22 protein-coding genes are annotated in these 23,328 nt (G+C 63.9%); 15 read left to right on the top strand and 7 right to left on the bottom strand.

Features of this window, described 5'->3' with window-relative positions; translation table 11 throughout:
* The first annotated feature begins 39 nt into the window (after nucleotides 1-39).
* Nucleotides 40-822, top strand: coding sequence for an AraC family transcriptional regulator (locus E6B08_RS22875; RefSeq protein WP_136916098.1), 783 nt, complete (start codon nucleotides 40-42; stop codon nucleotides 820-822).
* On the opposite strand, the gene E6B08_RS22870 is transcribed toward E6B08_RS22875, so the two are convergent.
* Nucleotides 776-1,696, bottom strand: a complete 921-nt coding sequence (locus tag E6B08_RS22870) for a LysR family transcriptional regulator (protein ID WP_136917478.1) — start codon at nucleotides 1,694-1,696, stop codon at nucleotides 776-778. The genes E6B08_RS22875 and E6B08_RS22870 overlap by 47 nt on opposite strands.
* Before the next feature lie 140 nt (nucleotides 1,697-1,836).
* Here E6B08_RS22870 and moaB point away from each other — a divergent pair, with 140 nt between their 5' ends.
* Nucleotides 1,837-2,376, top strand: a complete 540-nt coding sequence (gene moaB / locus E6B08_RS22865) for a molybdenum cofactor biosynthesis protein B (RefSeq protein WP_136916097.1) — start codon at nucleotides 1,837-1,839, stop codon at nucleotides 2,374-2,376.
* Between the two features lie 104 nt (nucleotides 2,377-2,480).
* On the opposite strand, the gene E6B08_RS22860 is transcribed toward moaB, so the two are convergent.
* Nucleotides 2,481-3,380: a bestrophin family protein gene (locus E6B08_RS22860; RefSeq protein ID WP_136916096.1), complete on the bottom strand. Its 900-nt coding sequence runs from the start codon at nucleotides 3,378-3,380 to the stop codon at nucleotides 2,481-2,483.
* A 20-nt stretch (nucleotides 3,381-3,400) separates the two neighbouring features.
* Entirely contained in the window at nucleotides 3,401-4,405 is a 1,005-nt protein-coding gene (moaA, locus tag E6B08_RS22855; RefSeq protein ID WP_136916095.1) for a GTP 3',8-cyclase MoaA, read from the bottom strand.
* Nucleotides 4,406-4,745: 340 nt separating this feature from the next.
* On the opposite strand from moaA, the gene E6B08_RS22850 reads away from it, so the two are divergent.
* Nucleotides 4,746-7,076 carry an FdhF/YdeP family oxidoreductase gene (locus E6B08_RS22850; protein ID WP_136916094.1) on the top strand — a complete coding sequence of 777 codons (2,331 nt, stop codon included), beginning with the start codon at nucleotides 4,746-4,748 and terminating at the stop codon, nucleotides 7,074-7,076.
* A 108-nt stretch (nucleotides 7,077-7,184) separates the two neighbouring features.
* Here E6B08_RS22850 and E6B08_RS22845 read toward each other — a convergent pair whose 3' ends face one another.
* Nucleotides 7,185-7,646: an Lrp/AsnC family transcriptional regulator gene (locus E6B08_RS22845; RefSeq protein ID WP_136916093.1), complete on the bottom strand. Its 462-nt coding sequence runs from the start codon at nucleotides 7,644-7,646 to the stop codon at nucleotides 7,185-7,187.
* Between the two features lie 112 nt (nucleotides 7,647-7,758).
* On the opposite strand from E6B08_RS22845, the gene E6B08_RS22840 reads away from it, so the two are divergent.
* Nucleotides 7,759-8,940, top strand: a complete 1,182-nt coding sequence (locus E6B08_RS22840) for a trans-sulfuration enzyme family protein (protein WP_136916092.1) — start codon at nucleotides 7,759-7,761, stop codon at nucleotides 8,938-8,940.
* Between the two features lie 95 nt (nucleotides 8,941-9,035).
* Here the strand turns inward: E6B08_RS22840 and E6B08_RS22835 are convergent, their stop codons facing one another.
* A complete protein-coding gene (locus tag E6B08_RS22835) occupies nucleotides 9,036-9,272 on the bottom strand; it encodes a YdcH family protein (RefSeq protein WP_136916091.1) in 237 nt (78 codons plus the stop codon).
* A 286-nt stretch (nucleotides 9,273-9,558) separates the two neighbouring features.
* Between E6B08_RS22835 and E6B08_RS22830 the strand changes: the two genes are divergently transcribed.
* From E6B08_RS22830 to E6B08_RS22815, 4 genes are all read left to right on the top strand, one after another.
* A complete protein-coding gene (locus E6B08_RS22830; RefSeq protein ID WP_136916090.1) occupies nucleotides 9,559-11,196 on the top strand; it encodes a phosphoethanolamine transferase in 1,638 nt (545 codons plus the stop codon).
* A gap of 120 nt (nucleotides 11,197-11,316) precedes the next feature.
* Complete coding sequence (rnd, locus tag E6B08_RS22825) at nucleotides 11,317-12,450, top strand: ribonuclease D (RefSeq protein ID WP_136916089.1); 1,134 nt, start codon at nucleotides 11,317-11,319, stop codon at nucleotides 12,448-12,450.
* A complete protein-coding gene (locus E6B08_RS22820; protein ID WP_136916088.1) occupies nucleotides 12,447-12,740 on the top strand; it encodes a YcgL domain-containing protein in 294 nt (97 codons plus the stop codon). Before rnd ends, E6B08_RS22820 begins: the two co-directional genes overlap by 4 nt.
* Before the next feature lie 75 nt (nucleotides 12,741-12,815).
* Nucleotides 12,816-13,748: a D-2-hydroxyacid dehydrogenase gene (locus E6B08_RS22815; RefSeq protein ID WP_136916087.1), complete on the top strand. Its 933-nt coding sequence runs from the start codon at nucleotides 12,816-12,818 to the stop codon at nucleotides 13,746-13,748.
* A gap of 58 nt (nucleotides 13,749-13,806) precedes the next feature.
* Here E6B08_RS22815 and E6B08_RS22810 read toward each other — a convergent pair whose 3' ends face one another.
* Nucleotides 13,807-14,382 carry a nitroreductase family protein gene (locus tag E6B08_RS22810; protein WP_136916086.1) on the bottom strand — a complete coding sequence of 192 codons (576 nt, stop codon included), beginning with the start codon at nucleotides 14,380-14,382 and terminating at the stop codon, nucleotides 13,807-13,809.
* 160 nt (nucleotides 14,383-14,542) lie between these two features.
* Between E6B08_RS22810 and E6B08_RS22805 the strand changes: the two genes are divergently transcribed.
* Complete coding sequence (locus E6B08_RS22805) at nucleotides 14,543-14,992, top strand: YcgN family cysteine cluster protein (protein ID WP_136917477.1); 450 nt, start codon at nucleotides 14,543-14,545, stop codon at nucleotides 14,990-14,992.
* Nucleotides 14,993-15,033: 41 nt separating this feature from the next.
* The gene (locus E6B08_RS22800) at nucleotides 15,034-16,242 is read left to right on the top strand and encodes a hypothetical protein (RefSeq protein ID WP_136916085.1); all 1,209 of its coding nucleotides are present in this window, start codon (nucleotides 15,034-15,036) and stop codon (nucleotides 16,240-16,242) included.
* A 116-nt stretch (nucleotides 16,243-16,358) separates the two neighbouring features.
* Here the strand turns inward: E6B08_RS22800 and E6B08_RS22795 are convergent, their stop codons facing one another.
* Nucleotides 16,359-16,700 carry a YgaP-like transmembrane domain gene (locus tag E6B08_RS22795; RefSeq protein ID WP_136916084.1) on the bottom strand — a complete coding sequence of 114 codons (342 nt, stop codon included), beginning with the start codon at nucleotides 16,698-16,700 and terminating at the stop codon, nucleotides 16,359-16,361.
* 275 nt (nucleotides 16,701-16,975) lie between these two features.
* On the opposite strand from E6B08_RS22795, the gene gabP reads away from it, so the two are divergent.
* The 5 genes from gabP (at nucleotide 16,976) to E6B08_RS22770 (ending at nucleotide 23,322) form a co-directional block, all read left to right on the top strand.
* Nucleotides 16,976-18,373, top strand: coding sequence for a GABA permease (gabP, locus tag E6B08_RS22790; protein ID WP_192938581.1), 1,398 nt, complete (start codon nucleotides 16,976-16,978; stop codon nucleotides 18,371-18,373).
* 377 nt (nucleotides 18,374-18,750) lie between these two features.
* Entirely contained in the window at nucleotides 18,751-19,476 is a 726-nt protein-coding gene (locus E6B08_RS22785) for a GntR family transcriptional regulator (RefSeq protein ID WP_136916082.1), read from the top strand.
* A 60-nt stretch (nucleotides 19,477-19,536) separates the two neighbouring features.
* Nucleotides 19,537-20,856 (top strand): NAD(P)/FAD-dependent oxidoreductase, encoded by a 1,320-nt coding sequence (locus E6B08_RS22780; RefSeq protein ID WP_136916081.1) that lies wholly within the window; start codon nucleotides 19,537-19,539, stop codon nucleotides 20,854-20,856.
* A 178-nt stretch (nucleotides 20,857-21,034) separates the two neighbouring features.
* Nucleotides 21,035-22,363: an MFS transporter gene (locus E6B08_RS22775; protein ID WP_136916080.1), complete on the top strand. Its 1,329-nt coding sequence runs from the start codon at nucleotides 21,035-21,037 to the stop codon at nucleotides 22,361-22,363.
* 65 nt (nucleotides 22,364-22,428) lie between these two features.
* Entirely contained in the window at nucleotides 22,429-23,322 is an 894-nt protein-coding gene (locus E6B08_RS22770) for a dihydrodipicolinate synthase family protein (RefSeq protein WP_136916079.1), read from the top strand.
* Nucleotides 23,323-23,328 lie beyond the last annotated feature (6 nt).

Raw genomic sequence — 23,328 nt, 5'->3', positions numbered from 1 at the left:
CCCGCGAAGAGGCCGGCCCAGCCACCCGAGATGAGGCAGATGACCAACACCCCCCTGGCAACCCTGTACCAGTCCCTCGACCACCTGCGCCCCGCCACGCTGGAGGCGTTGCTGGCCAGTGTGTCCCTGCTTCTGCCGATCCTCGACACCATCCCCAACGCGGCGATCTTCATCAAGGATGCCGAGGCCCGCTACGTGCTGGCCAACACCACCCTGGTCCAGCGCTGCGGCCTCAAGCGCTTGCAACCCCTGCTGGGCAAGACCAGCGCCGAAGTGTTCCCGGTGCAACTGGGGCCCGGGTACACCGAGCAGGACCGCCGTGTATTGGAAGAGGGACGGGTACTGGAGGACCAGCTCGAACTGCACCTGTACGGCAGCCGCGAAGCCGGCTGGTGCCTCACCCACAAGCGCCCGCTGCGCAATCCGGCAGGCGAGATCATCGGCCTGGTGGGTATTTCGGTCGACCTGCAGTCAGCCGCCGACAGCCACCCGGCCTACCAGCGCCTGGCCGCAGTGGATGAGCACATCCGCCAGCACTTTCACCAACCGATCAGCATGGGCGAGCTGACGCGCATCGCGGGCATCTCCGTCGCGCAACTGGAGCGCTACTGCAAGCGGGTGTTTCACCTCACGCCTCGGCAGATGATCCACAAGGCGCGGCTGGAGCACGCGCACAGGCTATTGCACTCGGACCTGCCGATCACCGAAGTGGCCTTGCGTTGCGGCTACACCGACCACAGTGCGTTCAGCCGGCAGTTCAAGCAACTCACCGGCTTCACGCCCCGCCAGTACCGCCAGGCAACCGCCGATCAGTCGGGCTGAACAGCGCACGTGCCTCGGCGAAACACTGCTCGGCGATGGCCGAGCGTGGCTCGCTGCGGCGCAGCAGCAAGCCGACCGGGCTGTGGATGCTGGCATCGGCAATGGGGATGATGCGCAGGTGTTCGCTGAGGTCTTCCAGGCCGCAGTCCAGTGGCATCACCGCGCAGCACACGCCGGTGGTGATGGCCTGGATCAGCTGGAAGCTGGAGTCGCTTTCGAGCACGGCCAGTGGTTCCAGGCCACGGCTACGGAAACTCAGGTCCAGGGACTGGCGGTAGTGCATGCCCTTGCTCAGCAGCCCGAGCGGAATGCCGGCCAGGACGTTCCATTGCAGTTGCTCCTGCTCGAACTGGAAGTGCCGGGTGTCATGCAGCAGGCCCATGGTGGTGGTGCCCAACTCGATGACTTCGAAGAAACTGGCATTGACCTGGTCGAGGTAGCAGATACCCAGGTCGAGCTGGTTACGGCTCAGGCCATCGATGATCTGCTCGGTGCTGTGCGAACTGAGCTGGAACTGCAGCTCGGGGTACTTTTCGCGCAGTGGCAACAGCAGGTGCATGGGGTTGAAGCTGGCCAGCGGTACCGTGCCCAGGCGCAGGCTGCCGACCACCTGGCCGCGACAGCTGGCAGCCTCGGCCTGCAGGCCGTCGTGGGCCGCGAGCAGGGTGCGGGCCCAGGCCAGGATGCGTTCGCCGGCTTCGGTGAAACCTTCGAAACGCTGGCCGCGCTTGACCAGCACCAGGTCCAGTTCATCCTCCAGGTTGCGCAGGCGCATCGACAGTGTCGGCTGGGTGATGTGGCACAGCGCCGCGGCCTGGCCGAAGTGGCGGGTCTGGTCGAGGGCGATGAGGAACTTGAGCTGCTTGATGTCCATGGAGGTGCCTGGCGTCTGGTTGTGCAGACCATAACCCACGTCTGCGATAGATGTCATTGATCGGCCGGTACGCCATTTCGATTGGACGCACCGGGGCCATGCACCTAGCGTGGCGACCATGCCATTGAAGGAGCTTCATCGTGCGCGTCCAACCCGACGCGGTCTTCGTACCGCTCAACATCGCCGTGCTGACCGTCAGCGACACCCGAACCTACGACAACGACACCTCCGGCGAGCTGCTGGCCAGCCGCTCGCTGGAAGTCGGCCACCGCCTGGTTTCGCGCGCATTGCTCAAGGACGATCTGTACAAGATCCGCGCCCAGGTCGCCACCTGGATTGCCGATGACCACGTGCAGGTGGTGCTGATTACCGGTGGTACCGGCTTCACCGGGCGCGACAGCACGCCGGAGGCGGTGGAATGCTTGCTGGATCGGCGTATCGATGGCTTCGGCGAGTTGTTCCGTGCCTTGTCGATCCTCGATATCGGCAGTTCGACGGTGCAGAGCCGGGCGCTGGCGGGCATGGCCAACGGCACCCTGGTGTGCTGCCTGCCGGGGTCGACCGGGGCCTGCCGCACAGCCTGGGAGGGGATTCTCGCGGAGCAGCTTGATGCGCGGCATCGGCCTTGCAACTTCGTCAAGCACCTCAAGCCCATCGGTGCTTGCCCGAGCCGGGGCTGATCAGTTCCGGTTCTATCGCCGGCAAGCCGGCTCCTACCTCTAGAGCGTGGACCCTGTAGGAGCCGGCTTGCCGGCGATAGGGCCGGAGCAGGTGTCCTCTGGTTTCAGCTCAACACATACTCGACCGGCTGCAACGCCGGCGGCAGCTCTTTCTCTCCCAGCGCCGACAACACATCCCGCTCGATGGTGCGCACCATGGCATCGGTCGGCAGGTCGTTCTCGTCTCGCCCGAACGGGTCTTCCAGCTCATTGCCGATGGCATCGAGCCCGAAGAAGGTGTACCCGACGATGGTGGTGAACAACGGTGCCAGCCAGCCCAGCGGCTCGGCCAGGGCGAACGGCAGCAGCAGGCAGAAGATGTAGATGGTGCGATGCAGCAGCAGGGTGTAGGGGAAGGGCAGCGGCGTGCCTTTGATCCGCTCGCACGTCGCCTGCACCTGGGCCAGCCCCACCAGGCGCTGTTCCAGCAAGGTGTAGCGCCACTCGCTGATCGACTGCAGTTCGGCCAGCCGCGAGCAGCGCCCGCCAACCTCGCGCAAGATGCCGTCGCAGACGTTATGTGGGCTCAGCGCCGCCGCGTCGGCGAGCCAGGGGCGGGCAGCGGCCAGTTCGTCCTCACCGCGCAGCCTGGCATTCAATGCATGGGCAAAGCCGCACAGTTCGCGGAGCATGGCGTGGCGCTGCTGCGGGTCGGCGATCGCCACGCTTTCCCGGGCGAACGAGCGGATCTCGATGATCATTTGCCCCCAGGCCTTGCGCCCTTCCCACCAACGGTCGTAGCAGGCGTTGTTGCGAAAGCTCATGAAGATCGACAACGACAGCCCGAGCAGGGTGAACGGGGTGGCGCTGACCGGATAGAAAAAGGCCGGGAAATGCCGCTCGACCAGCACGATCAATGCGGCCAGAAGTGTGACCATCAGGCAACGCAGGGCGATGCGCTTGACGATCGATCCCTTGAGGGTGAACAGCACGCGCAGCACATCCGGGTGGGGGTGGACGATCATGGAATTCCAGAGACAGCCTGTCAGCCGCCGGTCATGTTCATGAAGCGCAGGATCTGCACCTCGCCACCGACCTCGAAGTGGTGGCGGTAGGGCTTGAGGTGCAGGGAGTCGCGGATGGCCTTTTCCAGGCGTTCGGCATCGCCGGGGTGCGCGCGCAGCACCTGCTTGAGGTCCATCGAATGCTCGTTGCCCAGGCACAGCAGCAGCCGGCCTTCGACGGTCAGGCGCACACGATTGCAGGTGGCGCAGAAGTTATGGCTATGTGGCGAGATGAATCCGACACGGGTGTGCGCGGATTCGGCCAGGCGCCAGTAACGAGCCGGGCCCTGGGAGGACTCGGCCGACTCGATCAGGGTGAAGCGCTCGGCCAGCCGTGCGCGGACTTCGTCGCTGGAACAGAACGACTCGCCGCGCTCATGCTCGCTGATCACGCCCAGCGGCATCTCTTCGATGAAGGTGATGTCCAGTTCGCGGTCGATGGCGAAGCGCACCAGGTCGACCAGCTCATGGTCATTGCGGCCCTTGAGCACGACGCAGTTGATCTTGGTGCGCTGGAAGCCGGCGCGGCGTGCGGCGTCGATGCCGGCAATCACCTGGTCGAGGTCGCCGGTGCGGGTGAGCTGCTTGAAGCGCGCGGCATCGAGGCTGTCGAGGCTGATGTTCAGGCGCGTTACACCTGCGTCGAACAGCGGTTGGGCCAGGTGGCCAAGCTGCGAGCCGTTGCTGGTCATGCACAGTTCGCGCAGCCCGGGCAGGGCGGCGATGCGCTGGCACAGGTCGACGATGCCCTGGCGCACCAGTGGCTCGCCGCCGGTGAGGCGGATCTTGCGAGTGCCGAGGGCGACGAAGCGCTCGGCGACCTGGAACAGTTCTTCGAGGCTGAGAATCTGCTGGCGCGGCAGAAACTGCATGTCTTCGGCCATGCAGTACACGCAACGGAAGTCGCAGCGGTCCGTGACCGACATCCGCAGGTAGTCGATTTTCCGGTTGAAGCCGTCGATCAGGGCCCGGCTGTTCTGTTCCACGTACTCGCTCGACTCGGGGTAGGACTATTGAGTCCAAGCTATAACCTGCGGCCATCTCCGTCAAATTGCTTTCCCCGACTGGTTGATCAATGGCATCTATCAAGGTTTTCGGTTTAACCACGGTGGTGGCTGCTTCGCGGGTAAACCCGATCCTACAGGGTATTGCGCTGTTCTCGTGTGCACCGCTCTACCTGTAGGTGCGGGCTTGCCCGCGAAAGAAGCAACGCAGTTCCAGAGCCATGATCGAAACCGCCTATCACGCCGTAAGGTATTTCGATTGGACGCCTTCCCGCCACGCTCAATAGGCTGAATAAAAGCACCGAGCGTGAGGAAGCACCGCATGAGCAATGACCAACACATCAGGGACTACAAAGGACCTGCCGCCGGCTGGGGCGCGCTCAAGAGCGTGACCAAGAGCTGGCTGGGCAGCGACAACGCCTTCAAGAACCTGCGGGCCATGCTCAAGACCAACCAGAACGGCGGCTTCGACTGCCCCGGCTGCGCCTGGGGCGAATCGCCGGAAAGCGACATGGTCAAGTTCTGCGAGAACGGCGCCAAGGCGGTCAACTGGGAAGCCACCGGGCGCTCGGTGGACCCGGCGTTCTTCGCCAGATACAGCGTCAGCGCGCTCCTCGAGCAGACCGACTACTGGCTCGAATACCAGGGCCGCCTGACCCATCCAATGCGTTACGACGCTGCCACCGACCACTATGTCGAGACCTCCTGGCAAGAGGCATTCGAGCTGATCGCCGGCCACCTGCGGGCGCTCCAATCCCCCGACGAGGCCGAGTTCTACACCTCCGGGCGGGCCAGCAACGAGGCAGCGTTCCTCTATCAGTTGTTCGTGCGCGCCTATGGCACCAACAATTTCCCCGACTGCTCGAACATGTGCCACGAGGCCAGCGGTGCCGGCATGTCGGAAACCCTCGGTGTCGGCAAGGGCACCGTGGTGTTCCATGACCTGGAGCTGGCCGATGCGATCTTCGTCATCGGCCAGAACCCCGGCACCAACCACCCACGTATGCTCGAACCGCTGCGCGAGGCGGTCAAGCGCGGTGCCCAGGTGGTGTGCTTCAACCCGCTCAAGGAGCGTGGCCTGGAGCGTTTCCAGCACCCGCAACACCCCCTGGAGATGCTCAGCAACGGCTCCGAACCGACCACCAATGCCTATTTCCGCCCGGCCCTTGGCGGCGACATGGCGGCCCTGCGCGGCATGGCCAAGTTCCTCTTGCAGTGGGAGCGCGAAGCCCAGGCCAAGGGCGAGCCGGCGGTATTCGACCATGCCTTCATCGCCGAACACACCTCGGGCGTCGATGCCTACCTGGCGGCGGTCGATGCCACCCCGTGGGAGCACATCGTCAAGCAGTCCGGCCTGACCCTGGCCGAGATCGAGCTGGCCGCGCGCATGTACCGCAAGGCCGAGCGGGTGATCATGTGCTGGGCCATGGGCGTCACCCAGCACCGCCATTCGGTGCCGACCGTGCAGGAAATCGTCAACCTGCAGCTTTTGCGCGGCAACGTTGGCAAGCCCGGTGCCGGCCTGTCGCCAGTGCGCGGCCACAGCAACGTGCAGGGTGACCGCACCATGGGCATCGACGAGAAGCCCAAGGCGGCGCTGCTCGATGCCCTGGAACGACGCTTTCAGTTCCGCGTGCCGCGTGCCCACGGGCATAACGCGGTCCTGGCGATCAAGGCCATGGAGGAAGGGCGGGCCAAGGTCTTCGTCGCTCTGGGCGGCAACTTCGCCCAGGCCACGCCAGACACCCCGCGCACCCACGCGGCGCTGCGCAACTGCGCGCTGACCGTGCAGATTTCCACCAAGCTCAACCGCTCGCACCTGGTCACTGGCCGCGATGCATTGATCCTGCCCTGCCTGGGCCGTACCGAAATCGACATGCAGGCCGAAGGGCCGCAGGGCGTGACCGTGGAAGACACGTTCAGCATGGTGCACATCTCCAATGGCCAACTGCGTCCGCGTTCGGCGCATATGCGTTCGGAGCCGTGGATCGTGGCGGGTATGGCCAAGGCGACGCTCGGCAACCAGCCGATCGACTGGGAATACGCGGTGGCGGACTACAACCGCATTCGCGACATGATCGCCGACGTCATCCCCGGTTTTGCCGACTTCAACCAGCGTCTGCAACACCCCGGTGGCTTCCACCTGGGCAACAGCGCCGCCGAGCGCAACTGGCGCACGGCCACCGGCAAGGCCCGCTTCATGCCCCATGCCTTGCCTGAGGAACTGGTCAATGCCCAGGTGCTGGCGCGTGGCGACAAACCGGACCTGATCCTGCAGACCATGCGCTCGCACGACCAGTACAACACCACCCTGTATGGGCTCGATGATCGTTATCGCGGCGTGTTCGGCCTGCGTGAGGTGGTCTTCGTCAGCGAAGCGGACATCCGTCGGCTGGGCTTCGAGCCCGGCGAGCATGTGGACCTGGTTTCGCTCTGGGAGGACGGCGTGGAGCGACGGGTATCGGGGTTCCGCCTGGTGCCCTACGACATCCCCGACGGGCAGGCAGCGGCCTACTATCCCGAGACCAACCCGCTGGTGCCGCTGGAGAGCTATGGCGAGGGCACCTACACGCCGACGTCCAAGTTCGTGGCGATCCGGTTGGAAAAGGCCAAGGCGGGGAATCGGATCGAGGCGGTGCTGGCGGCTGATTGATAGGTTGTCTGGACTGGCCTCATCACCGGCAAGCCGGCTCCTACCGGATCACCACAACCCCTGTAGGAGCCGGCTTGCCGGCGATGAGGCCAGGTTGGCGAAGCCCGCTCAAGGCCGGTGCACCGGCAACGCCGTGGTGTACTTCATCTGCTCCATGGCAAAACTGGAGGTGATGTTGGAAAGCCCCTCGGTGCAGGTGATCAGCTTCTTGTAAAAGCGGTCATAGGCCGCGATATCGCCCACCACCACCCGCAGCATGTAGTCCCAGTCACCGGACATACGGTAGAACTCCATCACTTCCTCGAAACCGCGCACCGTCTTGGCGAACTGCTCCAGCCAGGCGCTGTCGTGGCGCTGGGTCTTGAGCTGGACGAACACGGTCAGGCCCAAGCCCAGCCGCGTCGGGTCGAGCAAGGCCACGCGGCCTAGAATGTAGCCGTCTTCCTCCAGGCGCTTGACCCGCTTCCAGCAGGGCGTGGTGGACAGGTTGACCGACTCGGCCAGGTCCTTGAGCGAAATGGAGGCGTCGCGCTGAAGCAAGGTCAGGATGTGCTGGTCGAAACTGTCCATGGCGCGTTGAACCCAAGAAAAATATTCCTCAGCGTACTCCAGTGAGAGAAAAATTTCCTGCACGGGGCTGCGTCCCCGTGCGTGTGCGATAGTTGTACATCCACTCCTGCCAATGGGCCCGACCATGTCCGACAAGCCGCGCCAGTTCGCCACCCGCACCATCCACGCCGGCGAGCAGTTCAGCGTCGCCGACAACGCGATCTTCCCTGCCATCGTTACCGCCAGCTCGTTCATCAAGCGAGACCTGGACGATCGCCCTGAATACTCCTACAGCCGCGTCGGCAACCCCACCCGTCATGCATATGAAACCTGTGTGGCCTCGCTCGAGGAAGGTGTTGGCGCGGTGGCCTGCGCCTCGGGCGTGAACGCGACCGCCACGGTACTGGAACTGCTGCCCAAGGATGCCCACGTGGTGGTGATGAACGGCGTGTACGGTGGCACGTTCCGTATCCTCGAAGACTTCCGTGGGCGCACCTCGGGCCTGACCACCACCTATGTCGATCTCAATGACCTCGACGCCGTGGCTGCGGCGATCCGGCCCGAGACCCAGCTGATCTGGATCGAGTCGCCGACCAACCCGCTGTTGCACCTGGTGGACATCAAGGCGGTGTGCGACCTGGCGCGAGCCCGCGGCATCCTCACCTGCATCGACAACACCTTCTGCTCGCCCTGGAACCAGCGGCCGATCAGCCTCGGCGTGGATTTGGTCATGCATTCGGCGAGCAAGTACATCGGTGGCCATTCCGACCTCACCGGCGGCGTGGTGGTGGCGGCCAACGACGCGCTGCTGGCCCGCCTGCGGCGCATCAGCATGGCGGTGGGCGCGGTGCAGGGGCCGTTCGACTGCTACCTGGCCTTGCGCGGGCTGAAGACCCTGGACGTGCGTATGGAGCGCCAGTGCGCCAACGCCCTGGAAGTGGCGCGCTTTCTCGAAGGCCACGGGCAGATCGAGCAGGTGTACTACCCAGGGCTGCCCAGCCACCCGCAGCACGCGTTGTGCAAGCAGCAGATGCGCAGCGGCGGGGCGGTGGTGGCGATGAAGGTCAAGGGCGACCGGGCGGCGCTCAACCGCCTGGTCGAGGCACTGCAGATCTTCGTCCTGGCCGATTCGCTGGGCGGGGTGGAGAGCATGATCAACCACTCGTGGAGCATGTCGCACGTGTCGTTGAGCCCGGCGCAGAAGGGGGCCATGGGCATCAGCGAGAACCTGCTGCGGTTGTCGGTGGGGATCGAGGATCATCGGGATCTGATCGACGACCTGGATGGGGCGCTCAAGGCTTCGGTCGCGCGATGATGCTGCTGGCCCTATCGCCGGCAAGCCGGCTCCTACAGGAGGTTCGTAGGAACCGGCTTGCCGGCGATGGGGCCGTTGAATTCAATGGAGGACCATCAGGATTTCGGCGGATGGACGATCCGCTCGATCTTGTCTTTGATCAGCAACCGTTCCTTGCGCAGGCGGTTGACCGCTTCGTCGTTGGTGCCATTGCCTTCGGCGGCCACTACCTGCTTGTCCTTGGCGTTGTATTCCTTGTGCAGCTTCTGCAGGTCTTCATTCTCGTCGATCAAAGCTTGGAATGTGTCAGCGGTAACGTGCAGGTCAGCGAGCAAATCATGCGGAACTGGCATTTCTTCACCTCTGTCAGGGGTTGTCGGTAGGTGTCCTGACCTTTGAGGATAGCCGCCTTTGCGCATCTGGGGGCTGACGGACTGGCGTCGGTTGTCGGACCGCGATGCGTACGCCACGCTGCGCCTGCCCGTCTTAATGAACGACATTTAATCGAGCCCCGCCTTGATTCACGAATTTGTTACCGTCTTTTTCACGAAAAATTGATGGCCCCCTTTCTAGAGTTCGCTCAACTTTCCGCGGTGTGCACTTCAGCGCGGGTTGATAATTACTCTTGATTGCGAATCCATGCACAAAATCAAATCCCTGCGGACTGAATGGGTCACGCTGTTGGCCAGCCTTTACCTGCTGATTGGCTTCAATGTGTTTCTCTGGCAGCACCTGAGCCAGGTGGTGCCCGCAGGTCTGGCGGGGCTGTGGTTGAGCCTGGCGTTCGCCGTGATGATGTTCTTCGCGTTCAACCTGATCCTCACGCTGTTGGCCTTCCGTTATGTATTGAAACCGGTGCTCATTGTGTTGTTCATGAGCGGTGCGGGCGTGGCTTACTTCATGAATCAATATGGCGTGCTTATTGATGCCGGCATGTTTCGCAATATCGCCGAAACCAATGTGTCGGAAGTGCGCGACTTGTTATCGCTGAAGTTTGCCGGTTATATCCTGCTGCTCGGGGTTCTGCCCTCGGTAGTGCTGTGGAAGGCGCCTATCGCCTATCGCCCCTGGCACCGCGAGCTGCTGGGCAAGCTGGTGGTCGGCGCGTCCTGCGTGGTCGCCCTGGGGGCGGTGGCGCTGGTCAACTACCAGGGGCTGTCGTCGTTGTTGCGCAATCACCACGAATTGCGCCTGATGCTGACGCCCAGCAATATCGTCGGCGCTTCCTTCGGTTATGTCAGCGAGCGCGTGGGCACCGCGGCCCGGCCATTCGAAGCCTACGGCGAGGATGCCCAGCGCGACGCGGCCTGGCAGCGCCACGAGCGCAAGTCGCTGACCGTGCTGGTGGTGGGTGAGAGTGCGCGGGCGGATCATTTCGGCGTGCTTGGCTATGCCCGCGATACCACGCCCAAGCTTGCCAAGGAACAAGGCCTGCTGGCGTTCAGCGACGTCCACTCGTGCGGCACCGAGACCGCCGTGTCGGTGCCGTGCATGTTCTCCGGGATGGGCCGCAAGGACTACGACGCACGCGTGGCCAAGAACCGCGAGGGCCTGCTCGATATCCTCCAGCGCGCAGGCCTTGCCGTGCAGTGGCGGGACAACCAGTCCGGCTGCAAGGGCACCTGCGACCGCGTGCAGTTCATCGATGTCAGCAACCTCAAGGACCCGGCGCTGTGCAGCGAGGGCGAGTGCCATGACGAAATCCTCCTGCAGGGCCTCGGCGAGCTGATCGACAACCTCGACAAGGACACCGTGCTGGTGCTGCACCAGATGGGCAGCCACGGCCCCGAGTACTTCAAGCGCTACCCGGCAGGCGCCGAGCCGTTCACCCCGGTTTGCCGCAGCAATGCCCTGGACCAGTGCAGCCAGCAGGACATCGTCAACGCCTACGACAATACCCTGGCCTACACCGACACGCTGTTGGCCAAGCTGATCGATACCCTGCGCAGCCATCAGGACAAGGTCGACACGGCGATGATCTACCTGTCCGACCATGGCGAGTCGCTGGGCGAATACAACCTGTATTTGCACGGCACGCCCTACATGATGGCGCCGGAGCAACAGAAGCACGTGCCGCTGCTGACCTGGTTCTCCGACAGCTACCAGCAGGACTTCGGCCTGGACACCGGTTGCCTGGCCCGCCTGAGCGACGCGCCGCTGTCCCAGGACAACCTGTTCCACTCGATGCTCGGCCTGTTGCAGGTGCGCACCGAGGTCTACCAGCGCTCGCTGGACATGTTCGCCAGTTGCCGGCCGTGGCTGGCCGCCGATCGCTGATCTGGCTTGGCCCGGTATCGGCGGTTGCCGATGCCGTTTATCGAAGCAAGGGATGGCGCAGGTTTCACCCGCAGTGGCTGCGCCGTATATACTGCGCGCCAATGATAGTGGGAGAGCCTCGTGGCCATAGAAATACACTGGATACGTGACGACCAGACCCTGGCCGAACACTGCCGTGCCTGGCACGACTTGCCCTTCGTCGCGCTCGACACCGAATTCATGCGGGTCGACACCTTCTACCCCAAGGCCGGCCTGGTGCAGGTCGGTGATGGCCAGCGCGCCTTTCTCATCGACCCGCTGACCATCAGGAACTGGCAGCCCCTGGCCGATTTGCTGGAAGACAGCGGTGTGGTCAAGGTGCTGCATGCCTGCAGCGAAGACCTTGAGGTCCTGCTGCGCCTGACCGGCAAGCTGCCACAGCCGTTGTTCGACACGCAGCTGGCGGGGGGCTACCTGAACCTGGGCTTCTCCATGGGCTATTCGCGCCTGGTGCAGGATGTGCTCGGTATCGAGCTGCCCAAGGGCGAAACCCGCTCCGACTGGCTGCAGCGTCCGCTGTCCGATACCCAGGTCAGCTACGCCGCCGAAGACGCCGTGCACCTGGCCGAGCTGTTCGCCGCCCTGCGCCCGCGCCTGTCCGACGACAAGTACGCCTGGGTGCTGGAGGACGGTGCCGAGCTGGTCGCTGCCCTGCGCCGTGAAGTCGAGCCGCAAACCCTGTACCGCGACGTCAAGCTGGCCTGGAAGCTCTCGCCCCAGCAACTGGCGGTGCTGCGCGAGCTCTGCGCCTGGCGCGAGCGTGAAGCGCGCAGCCGCGACGTGCCACGCAATCGCATCCTCAAGGAGCATTCGTTGTGGCCAATGGCCAAGAACCAGCCGGACAACCTGTCGGCCCTGGCCAAGATCGACGAGATGCACCCGCGCACCATTCGCCAGGACGGCGAGACACTGCTCAAGCTGATCAAGCACGCTGCCGGCCTGCCTGCCGAGCAGTGGCCGCAGGCGTTGCCCGAGCCGCTGCCGATCGAGGCCGCCGGCATCCTCAAGCGCCTGCGCGCCATTGGCCAGGCCGAGGGTGAGCGCCTGGGCATCGCCCCCGAGCTGATGCTGCGCAAGAAGGCCCTGGAAGCCCTGCTCAAGAGCGGCTACCCCAACGGCCCCTACCAACTGCCCGATGCGCTGCGCGGCTGGCGCCGTGAGCGCATGGGCCAGGCCCTGCTCGATGACCTGGCAGGCGCCGGAGAGACCCGATGAAACGTATCTGCTCGATCTACAAGAGCCCCCGCAAGAACGAAATGTACCTCTACGTGCTCAAGGCCGAGGGCCTGGAGCGCGTACCCGAAGGCCTGCTGCCGTTCTTCGGCACCCCGGTGCATGCCTTCGACCTGGTGCTCAGCCCCGAGCGCAAGCTGGCCCGCGAAGACATCGCCAAGGTGCTGGAAAACCTCGACACGCAAGGTTATCACCTGCAGATGCCGCCGCCCGATGACGAGTACATCGAGCACCTTCCCGAAGAGCTGCTGCGCCGTAACGACCCGGCCTGACCGGCCGGCTCATCTCTTTTTGCCAGGTGGCCCGCGTGTCGGGCCACCGTTGTGTCTGCCAAGGTTGTCTTCTCGATGCGCGTTCTGATCGTCGAACAGGATCACGCCAACTACGCTCGCCTGCTGGGCGAGGCGGCGCCGGACCTGGAAATCCTCACCAGCGGTGATTCCGCCGAACTGGCGCGCCTGGCGCCACAATGCCCGGTCTGGCTCGGCCAGCCGGACCTGCTTGCGACCCTGCTGCGCCAGGGCCACAAGCCGCAGTGGATGCAGTCGACCTGGGCCGGCATCACCCCGCTGCTGGCCCAGGGGCTGCCTCGCGATTACCGGCTGAGCCGCGCCGTGGGCATCTTTGGCCAGGTGATGGCCGAGTACATGCTCACCTACATGCTCGGCCACGAGCGCGAGGTGTTGTCGCGCCTGGTCAGCCAGGTGGAGCGGCGCTGGGACGATCGCCCGGGGCTGACCCTGGAAGGGCGCAAGGTGCTGATCGTCGGTACCGGCGATATCGGCCTGCGCGTGGCGCAGTTCCTGCAGCCGTTCGGCGTCACCCTGTACGGCGTGGCCAGCAGTGCCCGCGAGCTGGCGCCGTTCGTCGAGGTGGCGGGGCTGGACGCGTTGCCGCGCCTGGTTGGCCAGGTCGACTATGTGCTGAACCTGCTGCCGGATACCCCGGTCACCCATGACATCTACGACGCTGCGTTATTCAAGTGCTTCAAGCCCAGTGCGCTGTTCATCAATGCCGGGCGCGGCGTAGCGGTGGTCGATGCCGACCTGGTCGAGGCGTTGAAACAGGGGCATCTGGCCGGTGCGGTGATCGACGTCTGCCGGCAGGAGCCGCTGCCCCAGCGTCATCCGTTCTGGACGGCCTGGGGGCTGTTGCTGACCGGGCACAGCTCGGCGCCGACCTCGCCTTTGGCGATGGTGCGGTTGTTCGTCGAGAATGCTCGGGCGTATGCGGCGGGGCAGGCGGTGCGGGGTGAAGTGGACTTCGAGCGCGGTTATTGACGCGTAGTGTCAATGCCGGCCTCTTCGCGGGCTTGCCCGCGAAGAGGCCAACACAAAATTACAGGCTGAAATCCCCTTCAGCCGCCAACTCGCTCAGCGGCCGACGCGGGCTCGGCACTTCACGGGCCTGCAGCGCTTCGTCGAGGCTGGCCTTGTCGCCCAGCTTGCCGATCGCCACCATGGCATGCAGCTCATAGCCTTCCGGTACCTTCAGCTCCTGGCGTGCGAGGTCCTTGTCGAACCCGGCCATGCCATGGGTATGCCAACCGCTGATGCTGGCCTGCAGGGCCAAATGGCCCCAGGCGGAGCCGGTGTCGAAGGTATGCCACAGGGCCGGTTTTTCTTCCGTCCCGCCCGGAGCTGCAAATGTGGTCTTGGAAATGATCACCACCAGCGCCGACGCCTGCTGCGCCCAGCTGCGGTTGAACGGCACCAGCAGGCTCAGGTAACGCTCCCAATTCGGCGTGTCGCGGCGGGCATAAAGGAAGCGCCAAGGCTGCGAGTTGTAGGCCGAAGGCGCCCAGCGCGCAGCTTCGAGGAAGCTCAGCAGGGTTTCTTCGCTGATCGGCTCGGCGGTGAAGGCACGCGGCGACCAGCGGTTGATGAACTGCTCGTCGATGGCGTAATCGGCAATGCGGGGGGGGCGCTCATGGCTGCTCCTGCAAACGGACGGGAAAAACGCACGCTACTGCCTCCCGTCGCGACTGACAAGCGGTCTGGCATTGCCGAAGGCCAGGCTCTAGACTGGCGCCGCCGCGCGCCGCGGACTCAAGATGAAGCAGGAAACCCGTGTGATGATCGCTGACAGCGCGCCGTTCTGGCGGCGCAAGACCCTCGAACAACTCGACCCGCAAGAGTGGGAGTCGCTGTGCGACGGCTGCGGGCTGTGCTGCCTGCAGAAGCTCGAGGACGAGGACGACAACAGCGTCTACTACACGCGCATCGCCTGCAAGCTGCTCGACCTGCAGACTTGCCAGTGCAGCGACTACCCTAACCGTTTCGCCCAGGTGCCGGACTGTATCCAGCTCACCCCGGGCAAGGCCGACCAGTTCAGGTGGCTGCCGAGCACCTGCGGCTACCGCCTGGTCAGCGAAGGCAAGGACCTGCCGGCCTGGCACCACCTGGTCTGCGGTGATCGTTCGCAGGTGCATGAGCAGCGCATTTCCCAGTCAGGGCGTATGCTCAGCGAACATGACGTGGACGAAGACGACTGGGAAGATCACCTGATTTTCCGCGCCAGCTAACGCGGCGTGGCCGTCGCCTTCGCGATACAAGGAGTTTCTCAATGCGTTGCCAGCGGTTGTTGCTCCTGTGCCTTTTCGCCTGCTCCCCAGCCTGGGCCAAGAAAGTCGACCTTGATTACCAGGTACGCCTGCTGCCGGCCAATGGCCAGGCCGAGGTCCGCCTGACCCTGTCCGAGGGCAGTGCCGTGCGCAGCCTGGACTTCGACCTGGGCAAGAGCGGGGCGTACAGCGGTTTTCTCGCCGACGGTCAGTGGCAGCAGCAGGGCGAGCGCGGGGTGTGGCACCCGGCGGCCGGCAAGACCAGCCTCAGCTACCGGGTGCAGCTGGACCAGCGCCTGCGCAGTGGGGCCTATTCCTCGCGGATGACACCGCATTGGGCGTTGTTCCTCGGTGATCAGCTGGTGCCTCCGGCACGCCTCGATCAGCAGGACGGCACCGAGCTGGTGGCGCGCCTGGCCTTCGACCTGCCCGAGGACTGGAAGAGCATCGAGACCTCCTGGCCGCGTATCGGCAAGGACAAATTCCGCATCGACAACGTATCGCGCCTGTTCGACCGCCCGACCGGCTGGATGCTGGCCGGCGACCTGGGCAGCCGCCGTGCGCGCCTGGGCGATACCGACGTGACCGTGGCCGCGCCCGTGGGCCAGGGCATGCGGCGGATGGACAGCCTGACCTTGCTCACGTTCGTCTGGCCGCACCTGCAGGCGGTGTTCCCACGCAACCCGCCGAAGGTGCTGTTGGTGGGTGCGCGTGACGGCATGTGGCGCGGCGCCATGGCAGCGCACGGTTCGTTGTACCTGCACAGCGCAAGGCCGATGGTCAGCGAGAACGGCAGCAGCCCGCTGTTGCGGGAGCTGGTGCAGCTTTTCGCGCAGATTCGCCCACGTGCCGGCAGCGATTGGCTGGGCGAGAGCCTGACCGACTATTACGCCAACGAGTTGTTGCGCCGGGCGGGTGGCATCAGCGACGACCGTTACGAGGTGTGGCAGGCACGCCTGCAGAAGCGTGCGGCCAAGGTGACCGAACTGCGCGGCGCGCAGGCGACGCCGGCGCAGGTGGCGCGGGGTATCCTGCTGTTGCAGGCGCTGGACAAGGAAATCCGCATCCATACCCAGGCCAAGCGCTCGCTGGACGATGTGGCCCAGGCCTTGATGCGCTTGCCCAGTGTGAGTACCGAGGAATTCGTGCAGATCAGCGAGAATGTGCTGGGGCGGCGTTCCGAGGTGTTGCAGAGCAAGGTGTTGCGGTAGCGACACCTCATTCGCCTGTGCCGGCCTATTCGCGGGCAAGCCCGCACCTACAAGGTCACCGTTGATCCTGTAGGAGCGGGTTTACCCGCGAAGAGGCCGGCACAGGCACTCCGTCCTCAGCCAGCCGCCAACGGATCCTTACCCGTCACCGTCACCCCCTCAGTCGCCGCCTTGGCGCTGTCTTTCAACGCCTTGAGCTCCTCGGCGCTGCGCTCGATGTCCGCCTTCAAACCGTTGTATTCCTGACGATGGCGTTGCCACCAGGCCTTGGTCGAGCAATGCCCGCTGACGCCCCGCGCCAGCGCCAGGCCGCCCACCGCGATCTGCAGCAGCCCCAGCAGGCCGCCGTGACGCAGCCCCTTGCTGATCATCAGGGCGCCCCCGGCAAGGGAACTTGCCCGTTCCAGCCCATGGACATTGTGGTCCCGCGAGGTTGCAGCGCTATGGATATCCAGCATGGCGAGGTCTCCGTGTGAAGTGTAAGCAGCTGACCTGCCAGGCACCGCCGCCGTTCCTTCGGCATGCCAAACGGTAGGCTGACTTCGCGCGAAGGCTCTGCAATGGGCCTCTTGCCCAGGTCGATGTCCGTTCTGGTCAAGTGCGTGGCGGATTGAGGCAACTGAGCCGTTGCCCGCCTGGATTAACGTGGCCCAGCGCGAAGCTCATCCACGCTGGGTTTCGATCCAGGAGCTTCACGTCCCCCCACACAAAGAAAACAACAGCAGGGACCAGGATGACAATGACAAGCGCGAGTGGCGCCGGCAATCAGCTGGCGCAAGGCTTCAAGCAACGCCATGTGACCATGCTTTCCATTGCCGGGGTCATCGGCGCCGGGTTGTTCGTAGGCTCCGGCCACGCCATCGCTGCAGCCGGGCCCGCGGCCATCGTGGCCTATGCCCTGGCCGGTACGCTGGTGGTGCTGGTGATGCGGATGCTCGGTGAAATGGCCGTCGCCAGCCCCGACACCGGCTCGTTCTCCACCTATGCCGACCGCGCCATCGGGCGTTGGGCCGGCTTCACCATCGGTTGGTTGTACTGGTGGTTCTGGGTGTTGGTGATTCCCATCGAAGCCATCGCCGCCGGCGTGGTACTCAATAACTGGTTCCCGCAGGTCGATGCCTGGTTCTTCGCCTTGAGCATGACCGTGCTGCTGACCGCCACCAACCTGTTCAGCGTGGCCAAGTACGGCGAGTTCGAGTTCTGGTTCGCCATGCTCAAGGTCATCGCCATCGTCGCCTTCATCGCACTGGGCGCATTTGCCCTGGCAGGCGCTTTACCAGGGCGCGAGGTAAGTGGCCTGCAGCGCCTGCTGGCGGAGCAGGGCGGGTTCATGCCCAACGGCTGGACGGCGATCATCGGCGCCTTGCTCACCACGATGTTCAGCTACCTGGGCACCGAGGCCGTGACCATCGCCGCGTCCGAATCCAAGGATCCGGCGCGCAACATCGCCAAGGCGACCCGTTCGGTGATCTGGCGGATCAGCGTGTTCTACCTGCTGTCGATCTTCGTGATCATCTCGGTGGTGCCGTGGAACGATCCGCTGCTGCCGGTGCAGGGCTCCTACCAGCGTGCGCTGGAAATCATGAACATTCCCTACGCCAAGCTGCTGGTGGACATGGTGGTGTTGGTGGCGGTGGCCAGTTGCCTGAACTCTTCCATCTACATTTCTTCGCGGATGCTTTATTCGCTGAGCAAGCGTGGTGATGCGCCGGGCTTCATCCAGCGCACCTCCAAGGTTGGCGTGCCACGCGCCGCAGTGATCGGCAGCACGCTGATCGGCATGCTGGCGACCATCGTCAACTACTTCGCCCCGGCCGAGGTGTTCGCCTTCCTGCTGGCAAGCTCCGGTTCGATCGCGCTGCTGGTATACCTGGCCATTGCCTTCTCGCAACTGCGCATGCGCGCCCTCTTGCAGCGGCAGAATGTCGAGATCGCCTTCCGCATGTGGTTGTACCCATGGCTGACGTACGCGGTGATCGGCTTCATCGTGTTCGCCCTGGGCACCATGTTCGTGATGCCGCAGCACCGCATGGAGGTGTCGCTGACCTTGGCGCTGGCGTTGGTGATCCTGTGCCTGGGGGTGATCACCAGTAAGCGGCATGCGCGCCGGGAGGCGTTGGCGGCGGCTTGAGACCGTCGATTGTCTGGAAGGAAGCCACCTCTGTGCAGGTGGCTTTTTTGTTTGTTCCGGCCTCTTCGCGGGTAAACCCGCTCCTACAGGTATCCCATTGCCCTGAAGGACGTGTAGGCGAGGGCTTACCCGCGAAAAGGTCGGAACTGTTGTCGCATTTCATCGAGGGTGTCTTGTCTGGATAATTTCCCGTCCGGTTTGGCAATGCAGCCACGGGCGTGTTTAATCACCCCTGAAAAATCGCTGAAACCCTCTAGAAGCAAGGCCCCCAGAGATTTTTGCCGTTCATCGAAATCGCTGTAGACAGATTGTCTAACAGTGCCATATAGTCGTTATACAAATAGTAGACAAAGTCTATGACAACAAAGAAGGCCGCCATGAAAGCCACCGCTCAACCCATCAGCGCCCCCGTCGCCGAAGCGCCGCCAGACCGCAAGGCGGTCCTCGCCGAAGCGCTGCGCCGCCGGATCCTCAGCATGGAGCTGGCCCCAGGCGCTGTGGTCGACGAGCTGGCCCTGTGTGACGAATTCGGCCTGTCGCGCCCCCCCGTTCGTGAGCTGCTGCGCCAGATCGCCGCTGAAGGCTACATCGAACTCGAAGCCAACCGCGCCCCGCGTGTCGCCGCGATGAACCACGAATCGCTGCACAGCTTCTTCGTTGCCGCTCCGCTCATCTATGTCGCCACCACCCAGCTGGCCGCGACCAACGCCAGTGAAATCGAGATCGAAGCGCTCAAGATGATCCAGGCCATGTTCCGCCAGGCCATCGAAGAGCGCGACGTGGAAAACCGCGTGCTCTACAACGACGCCTTCCACCTCGAGATCGGCAAGATGGCGCACAACGAATACCTCATGCCCAGCTTGCGTCGACTGCTGATCGACCATACCCGCCTGGGCAAGATCTTCTACCGCCACCCGACCACCGACGACATGCAGCGCGACCTCGAATTGGCCTGCGAACAGCACGAACAGATGATCCAGGCCATCGAGCGGCGTGATCCGCAGAGCGCCGGGCAGCTGGTGCGCGAGCACTTCGAGCTGTCGCGTCGGCGCATGGCCGAATACGCGGCCCCGCAAGGGTTGGATGTACCGATTCAGATATGAAGTATCAGATCGTCGCCACCGGCGCGATCGCTCGACAACAACACGATCCAGGTTAGTGACATGACAAAAATAAGTTCGTTACCTGCCGATGATGCCACCTGTGGTTGGTATCACCTCAGCGCGCCACGCACCCCACGGCCGGCGCACAGCGGCCACAGCAAGGCCCGCTGGGTAGTGGTAGGCGCTGGCTTTACCGGGCTGGCGGCGGCACGCCAATTGGCGACGAACTTTCCCGACGACGAGATCGTGTTGATCGAGGCCCAGGAGGTCGGTTTCGGCACCTCCGGGCGCAATGCCGGCTTCGCCATCGATTTGCCCCATGACATCGGTGCCGAGGACTACATCGGCGACATCGATATCGCCAAGACCGTACTCAAGCTCAATCTGGGCGGCCAATCGTTCCTCAAGGAGCTGATCGACCGCCATGGCATCGAGTGCCAGTTCCGCCATTGCGGCAAGTACCAGGCTGCCATCGAAGACCGCGGCATCGCCGTGCTCGACGCCTACCGCCGTGGCCTGGACAAACTCGACCAGCCCTACGAGGTGATCGAAGGGCGCGACCTGCCCGAGCACATCGGCACCCACTTCTACCGCAAGGGCCTGTTCACTCCCGGCACCGCGCTGCTGCAGCCTTCGGCGCTGGTCAAAGGCCTGGCCGACAGCCTGCCGAGCAACGTCTCGCTGTACGAGCACACGCCAATCACCGAAGTCGACTACGGCGACAAAGTGGTGCTGCGGCACGCCAACGGGTCGATCACCGCTGACAACCTGGTGCTGACCACCAATGCTTTCGGCATGAGTTTCGGCTTCCTCAAGGGCCGCATGCTGCCGGTGTTCACCTACGGCAGCATCACCCGGCCGCTGACCGAGGACGAGCAGGCGCGCCTGGGCGGCAAGCCGTTCTGGGGCGTGATTCCAGCTGACCCGTTCGGCACCACCCTGCGCCGGACCGTCGACAACCGCCTGCTGATTCGCAACAGCTTCAGCTACAACCCCGATGGGCGTGGCAACCGTAAATACCTCGAGCGCTTCGTCGAGCGCCATCGCGATTCCTTCGCCCGCCGCTTCCCGATGTTGCCCGGGGTGAACTTCGAATATACCTGGGGTGGCGCACTTGCCCTGTCGCGCAACCACATGGGCTTCTTTGGCAAGTTGGCACCCAATGTCTATGGCGCCTTGTGCTGCAATGGACTTGGCGTGACCCGTGGCACGGTCACCGGAAAGTTGCTCGCAGATTGGCTGGCTGGCGACAAGAACGCATTGATCGAGTTTCTGCTCAATGCCCCCGGGCCTTGTGCGAATCCACCGCAGCCCTTGGTTTCCCTGGGCTTGAACGCCAACCTGATGTGGGGGCAATTCCGCGCCGGCAAGGAAAGCTGATTTCAGGAAGTTCTGAACACATGCACGACACAGGCTAGGTAAAAACCTGGCACGGGCGCGGCTTGCCCGAAAACATGATCGAAGCAGGCAGTTCGATCAAACGGGACTAAACGCAAGTTTAGGTTTCGCGGACTCGCTCGCCCTGAATAAACGCAATAGAGATGTCGTAGGTACAACAATGAAAAACCCGAATATTTCCGTTGAAGATGTGCCGATCAACCGTTTTCACCAATTGCTGACCCTGCGCTCAGGGGGCGGTTCGTTCGTCGATGGCTACGTGCTGAGCATTATCGGCGTGGCGATGGTGCAGATGTCCGCTGGCCTTGATTTGAGCAGTTTCTGGCAGGGCATGATCGCTGCTTCGGCACTGATCGGCATCTTCTTCGGTGGCTTCCTCGGGGGCTGGCTGACTGACCATTTCGGTCGCAAGCGCGTGTTCTTCGTAGGTCCGGTCCTGTTCATGCTGGCTTCGCTGGCCCAGCTCTGGGTCGAGTCGGCCCTGGCCTTGTTCCTGTTGCGCTTCACCATCGGCATTGCGGTGGGTATCGAATATCCAGTGGCCACTTCGCTGCTGGTGGAGTTCCTGCCCAAGAAGAACCGTGGCCCACGCCTGGCGACCTTGACCGTGCTGTGGTTCGCTGGTGCCGCTGCCGCCTACATGATCGGCGAGGCCATCCTGCGTCATGGTGGTGACGACGCCTGGCGCCTGGTACTGGCCAGCGCCGCGGTGATCGGGGCGATCCTGTTCGCCCTGCGCATCGGTACCCCGGAGTCGCCGCGCTGGCTGATCAGCAAAGGCCGCTCGGCCGAAGCCGAACAGGTGATCAAGCGGGTCTATGGCAACGACTTCTCGCTGCGTAACCTGCCGGAGGAGCCCAAGACCCGCAAGCTGTCTTTCATGAGCCTGCTGCACTCCGGTTACGGTAAGCGCATGTTGTTCGTCACCCTGTTCTGGACCTGCTCGGTGATCCCGGTGTTCGCGGTCTATGCCTTCGCGCCGAAAGTGCTGGCGGCGCTGCACCTCAAGGGTGACTGGGCGTCCATCGGCTCGGTCGCCATCACCTGCCTGTTCGTGGTCGGCTGCATCATCGGCACCCGCCTGCTCAATAGCATCGGCCGGCGCACCACGCTGCTGCACAGCTTCTTCTGGTCGGGGCTGGCGCTGCTGGGGCTGGGCGCCTTCAGCGACGGCAACGAGATGCTGATCCTGGTGTTGTTCGGTGCCTATGCGTTGTTCATCGGCGGCGCTCAGGTATTGCAGCTGGTCTACCCCAACGAACTGTTCCCTACCGAAATCCGTGCCGGCGCCGTGGGCGTGGGCACCTCGATGTCGCGCATCGGTGCCGCGGTCGGCACCTGGCTGGTACCGATCGCCCTGGATAGCTACGGCATCGGCGCCACCATGTACGCCGCCGCCGTGGTGACCTTCGTCGGCCTGGCCTTCTCGGTGGCCCTGGCCCCGGAAACCCGCTCGCTCAACCTGCAAGAAGCGGCTGCGCTGAACTGAACCCAATGACAACCCGGATCCGCTCCGGCCTTTACAACACTGATCCACGCACTGGAGAACCAACCGTGAAATTCGAAGGCATCTACACCCCGGCAATCACTCCGCTGGCTGCGGACGGCTCGATCGACAAGGCGGCATTTGCCGAGGTCCTCGAGTACCTGGTCGAGTCGAAAATCCATGGCGTCATCATCGGCGGCACCACTGGCGAGTACTACGCTCACACCGCCCAGGAGCGCGTCGAGCTGGCCGCCCAGGCCAAGGACGTGTTGAACGGTCGCCTGCCGCTGATCGTCGGTACCGGCGGTATCCGCACCGAAGACGCTGTGGCCTTCGCCCAGCACGCCAAGGAGATCAAGGCCGACGCGCTGTTGGTGGGCACTCCGCCGTACGCGTTGCCGACCCAGCAGGAAATCGCCCTGCACGTCAAAGCCGTCGACGCCGCCGCCGACCTGCCGATCATGCTCTACAACTACCCAGGCCGCATGAGCGTGAGCATGGGCGAAGCATTCTTCGACGCCGTCGCCGACGTGAAGAACATCGTCGCCATCAAGGAAAGCTCCGGTGACATGGCCCAACTGCACCGCCTGGCCATCCAGCGTCCGAACATCCAGCTGTCCTGCGGTTGGGACGACCAGGCCCTGGAATTCTTCGCCTGGGGCGCCAAGAGCTGGGTCTGCGCCGGCTCCAACTTCATCCCGCGCGAGCACGTGGCCCTGTATGAAGCCTGTGTGATCGAGAAGGACTTCGACAAAGGCCGCAAGATCATGGCCGCCATGATGCCGCTGATGGACTTCCTCGAAGGTGGCAAGTTCGTTCAGGCGATCAAGAACGGTGTGGCGCTGAACGGCCTGAAGACCGGTGGTGTGCGCAAGCCGCTGTACGACCTCGATGAGGCCGAGAAGCAGGAGCTCAAGCGCGTGGTCACCGAACTGAAAGCCACCATCGCACAGATCAAATAGGGAGGC

Origin of the sequence: Pseudomonas putida (assembly GCF_005080685.1) — a bacterium.
GTDB lineage: Bacteria > Pseudomonadota > Gammaproteobacteria > Pseudomonadales > Pseudomonadaceae > Aquipseudomonas > Aquipseudomonas putida_V.
Note: the sequence above shows the minus strand (reverse complement) of the source record. Positions and strands in the feature narration are given on the sequence as shown.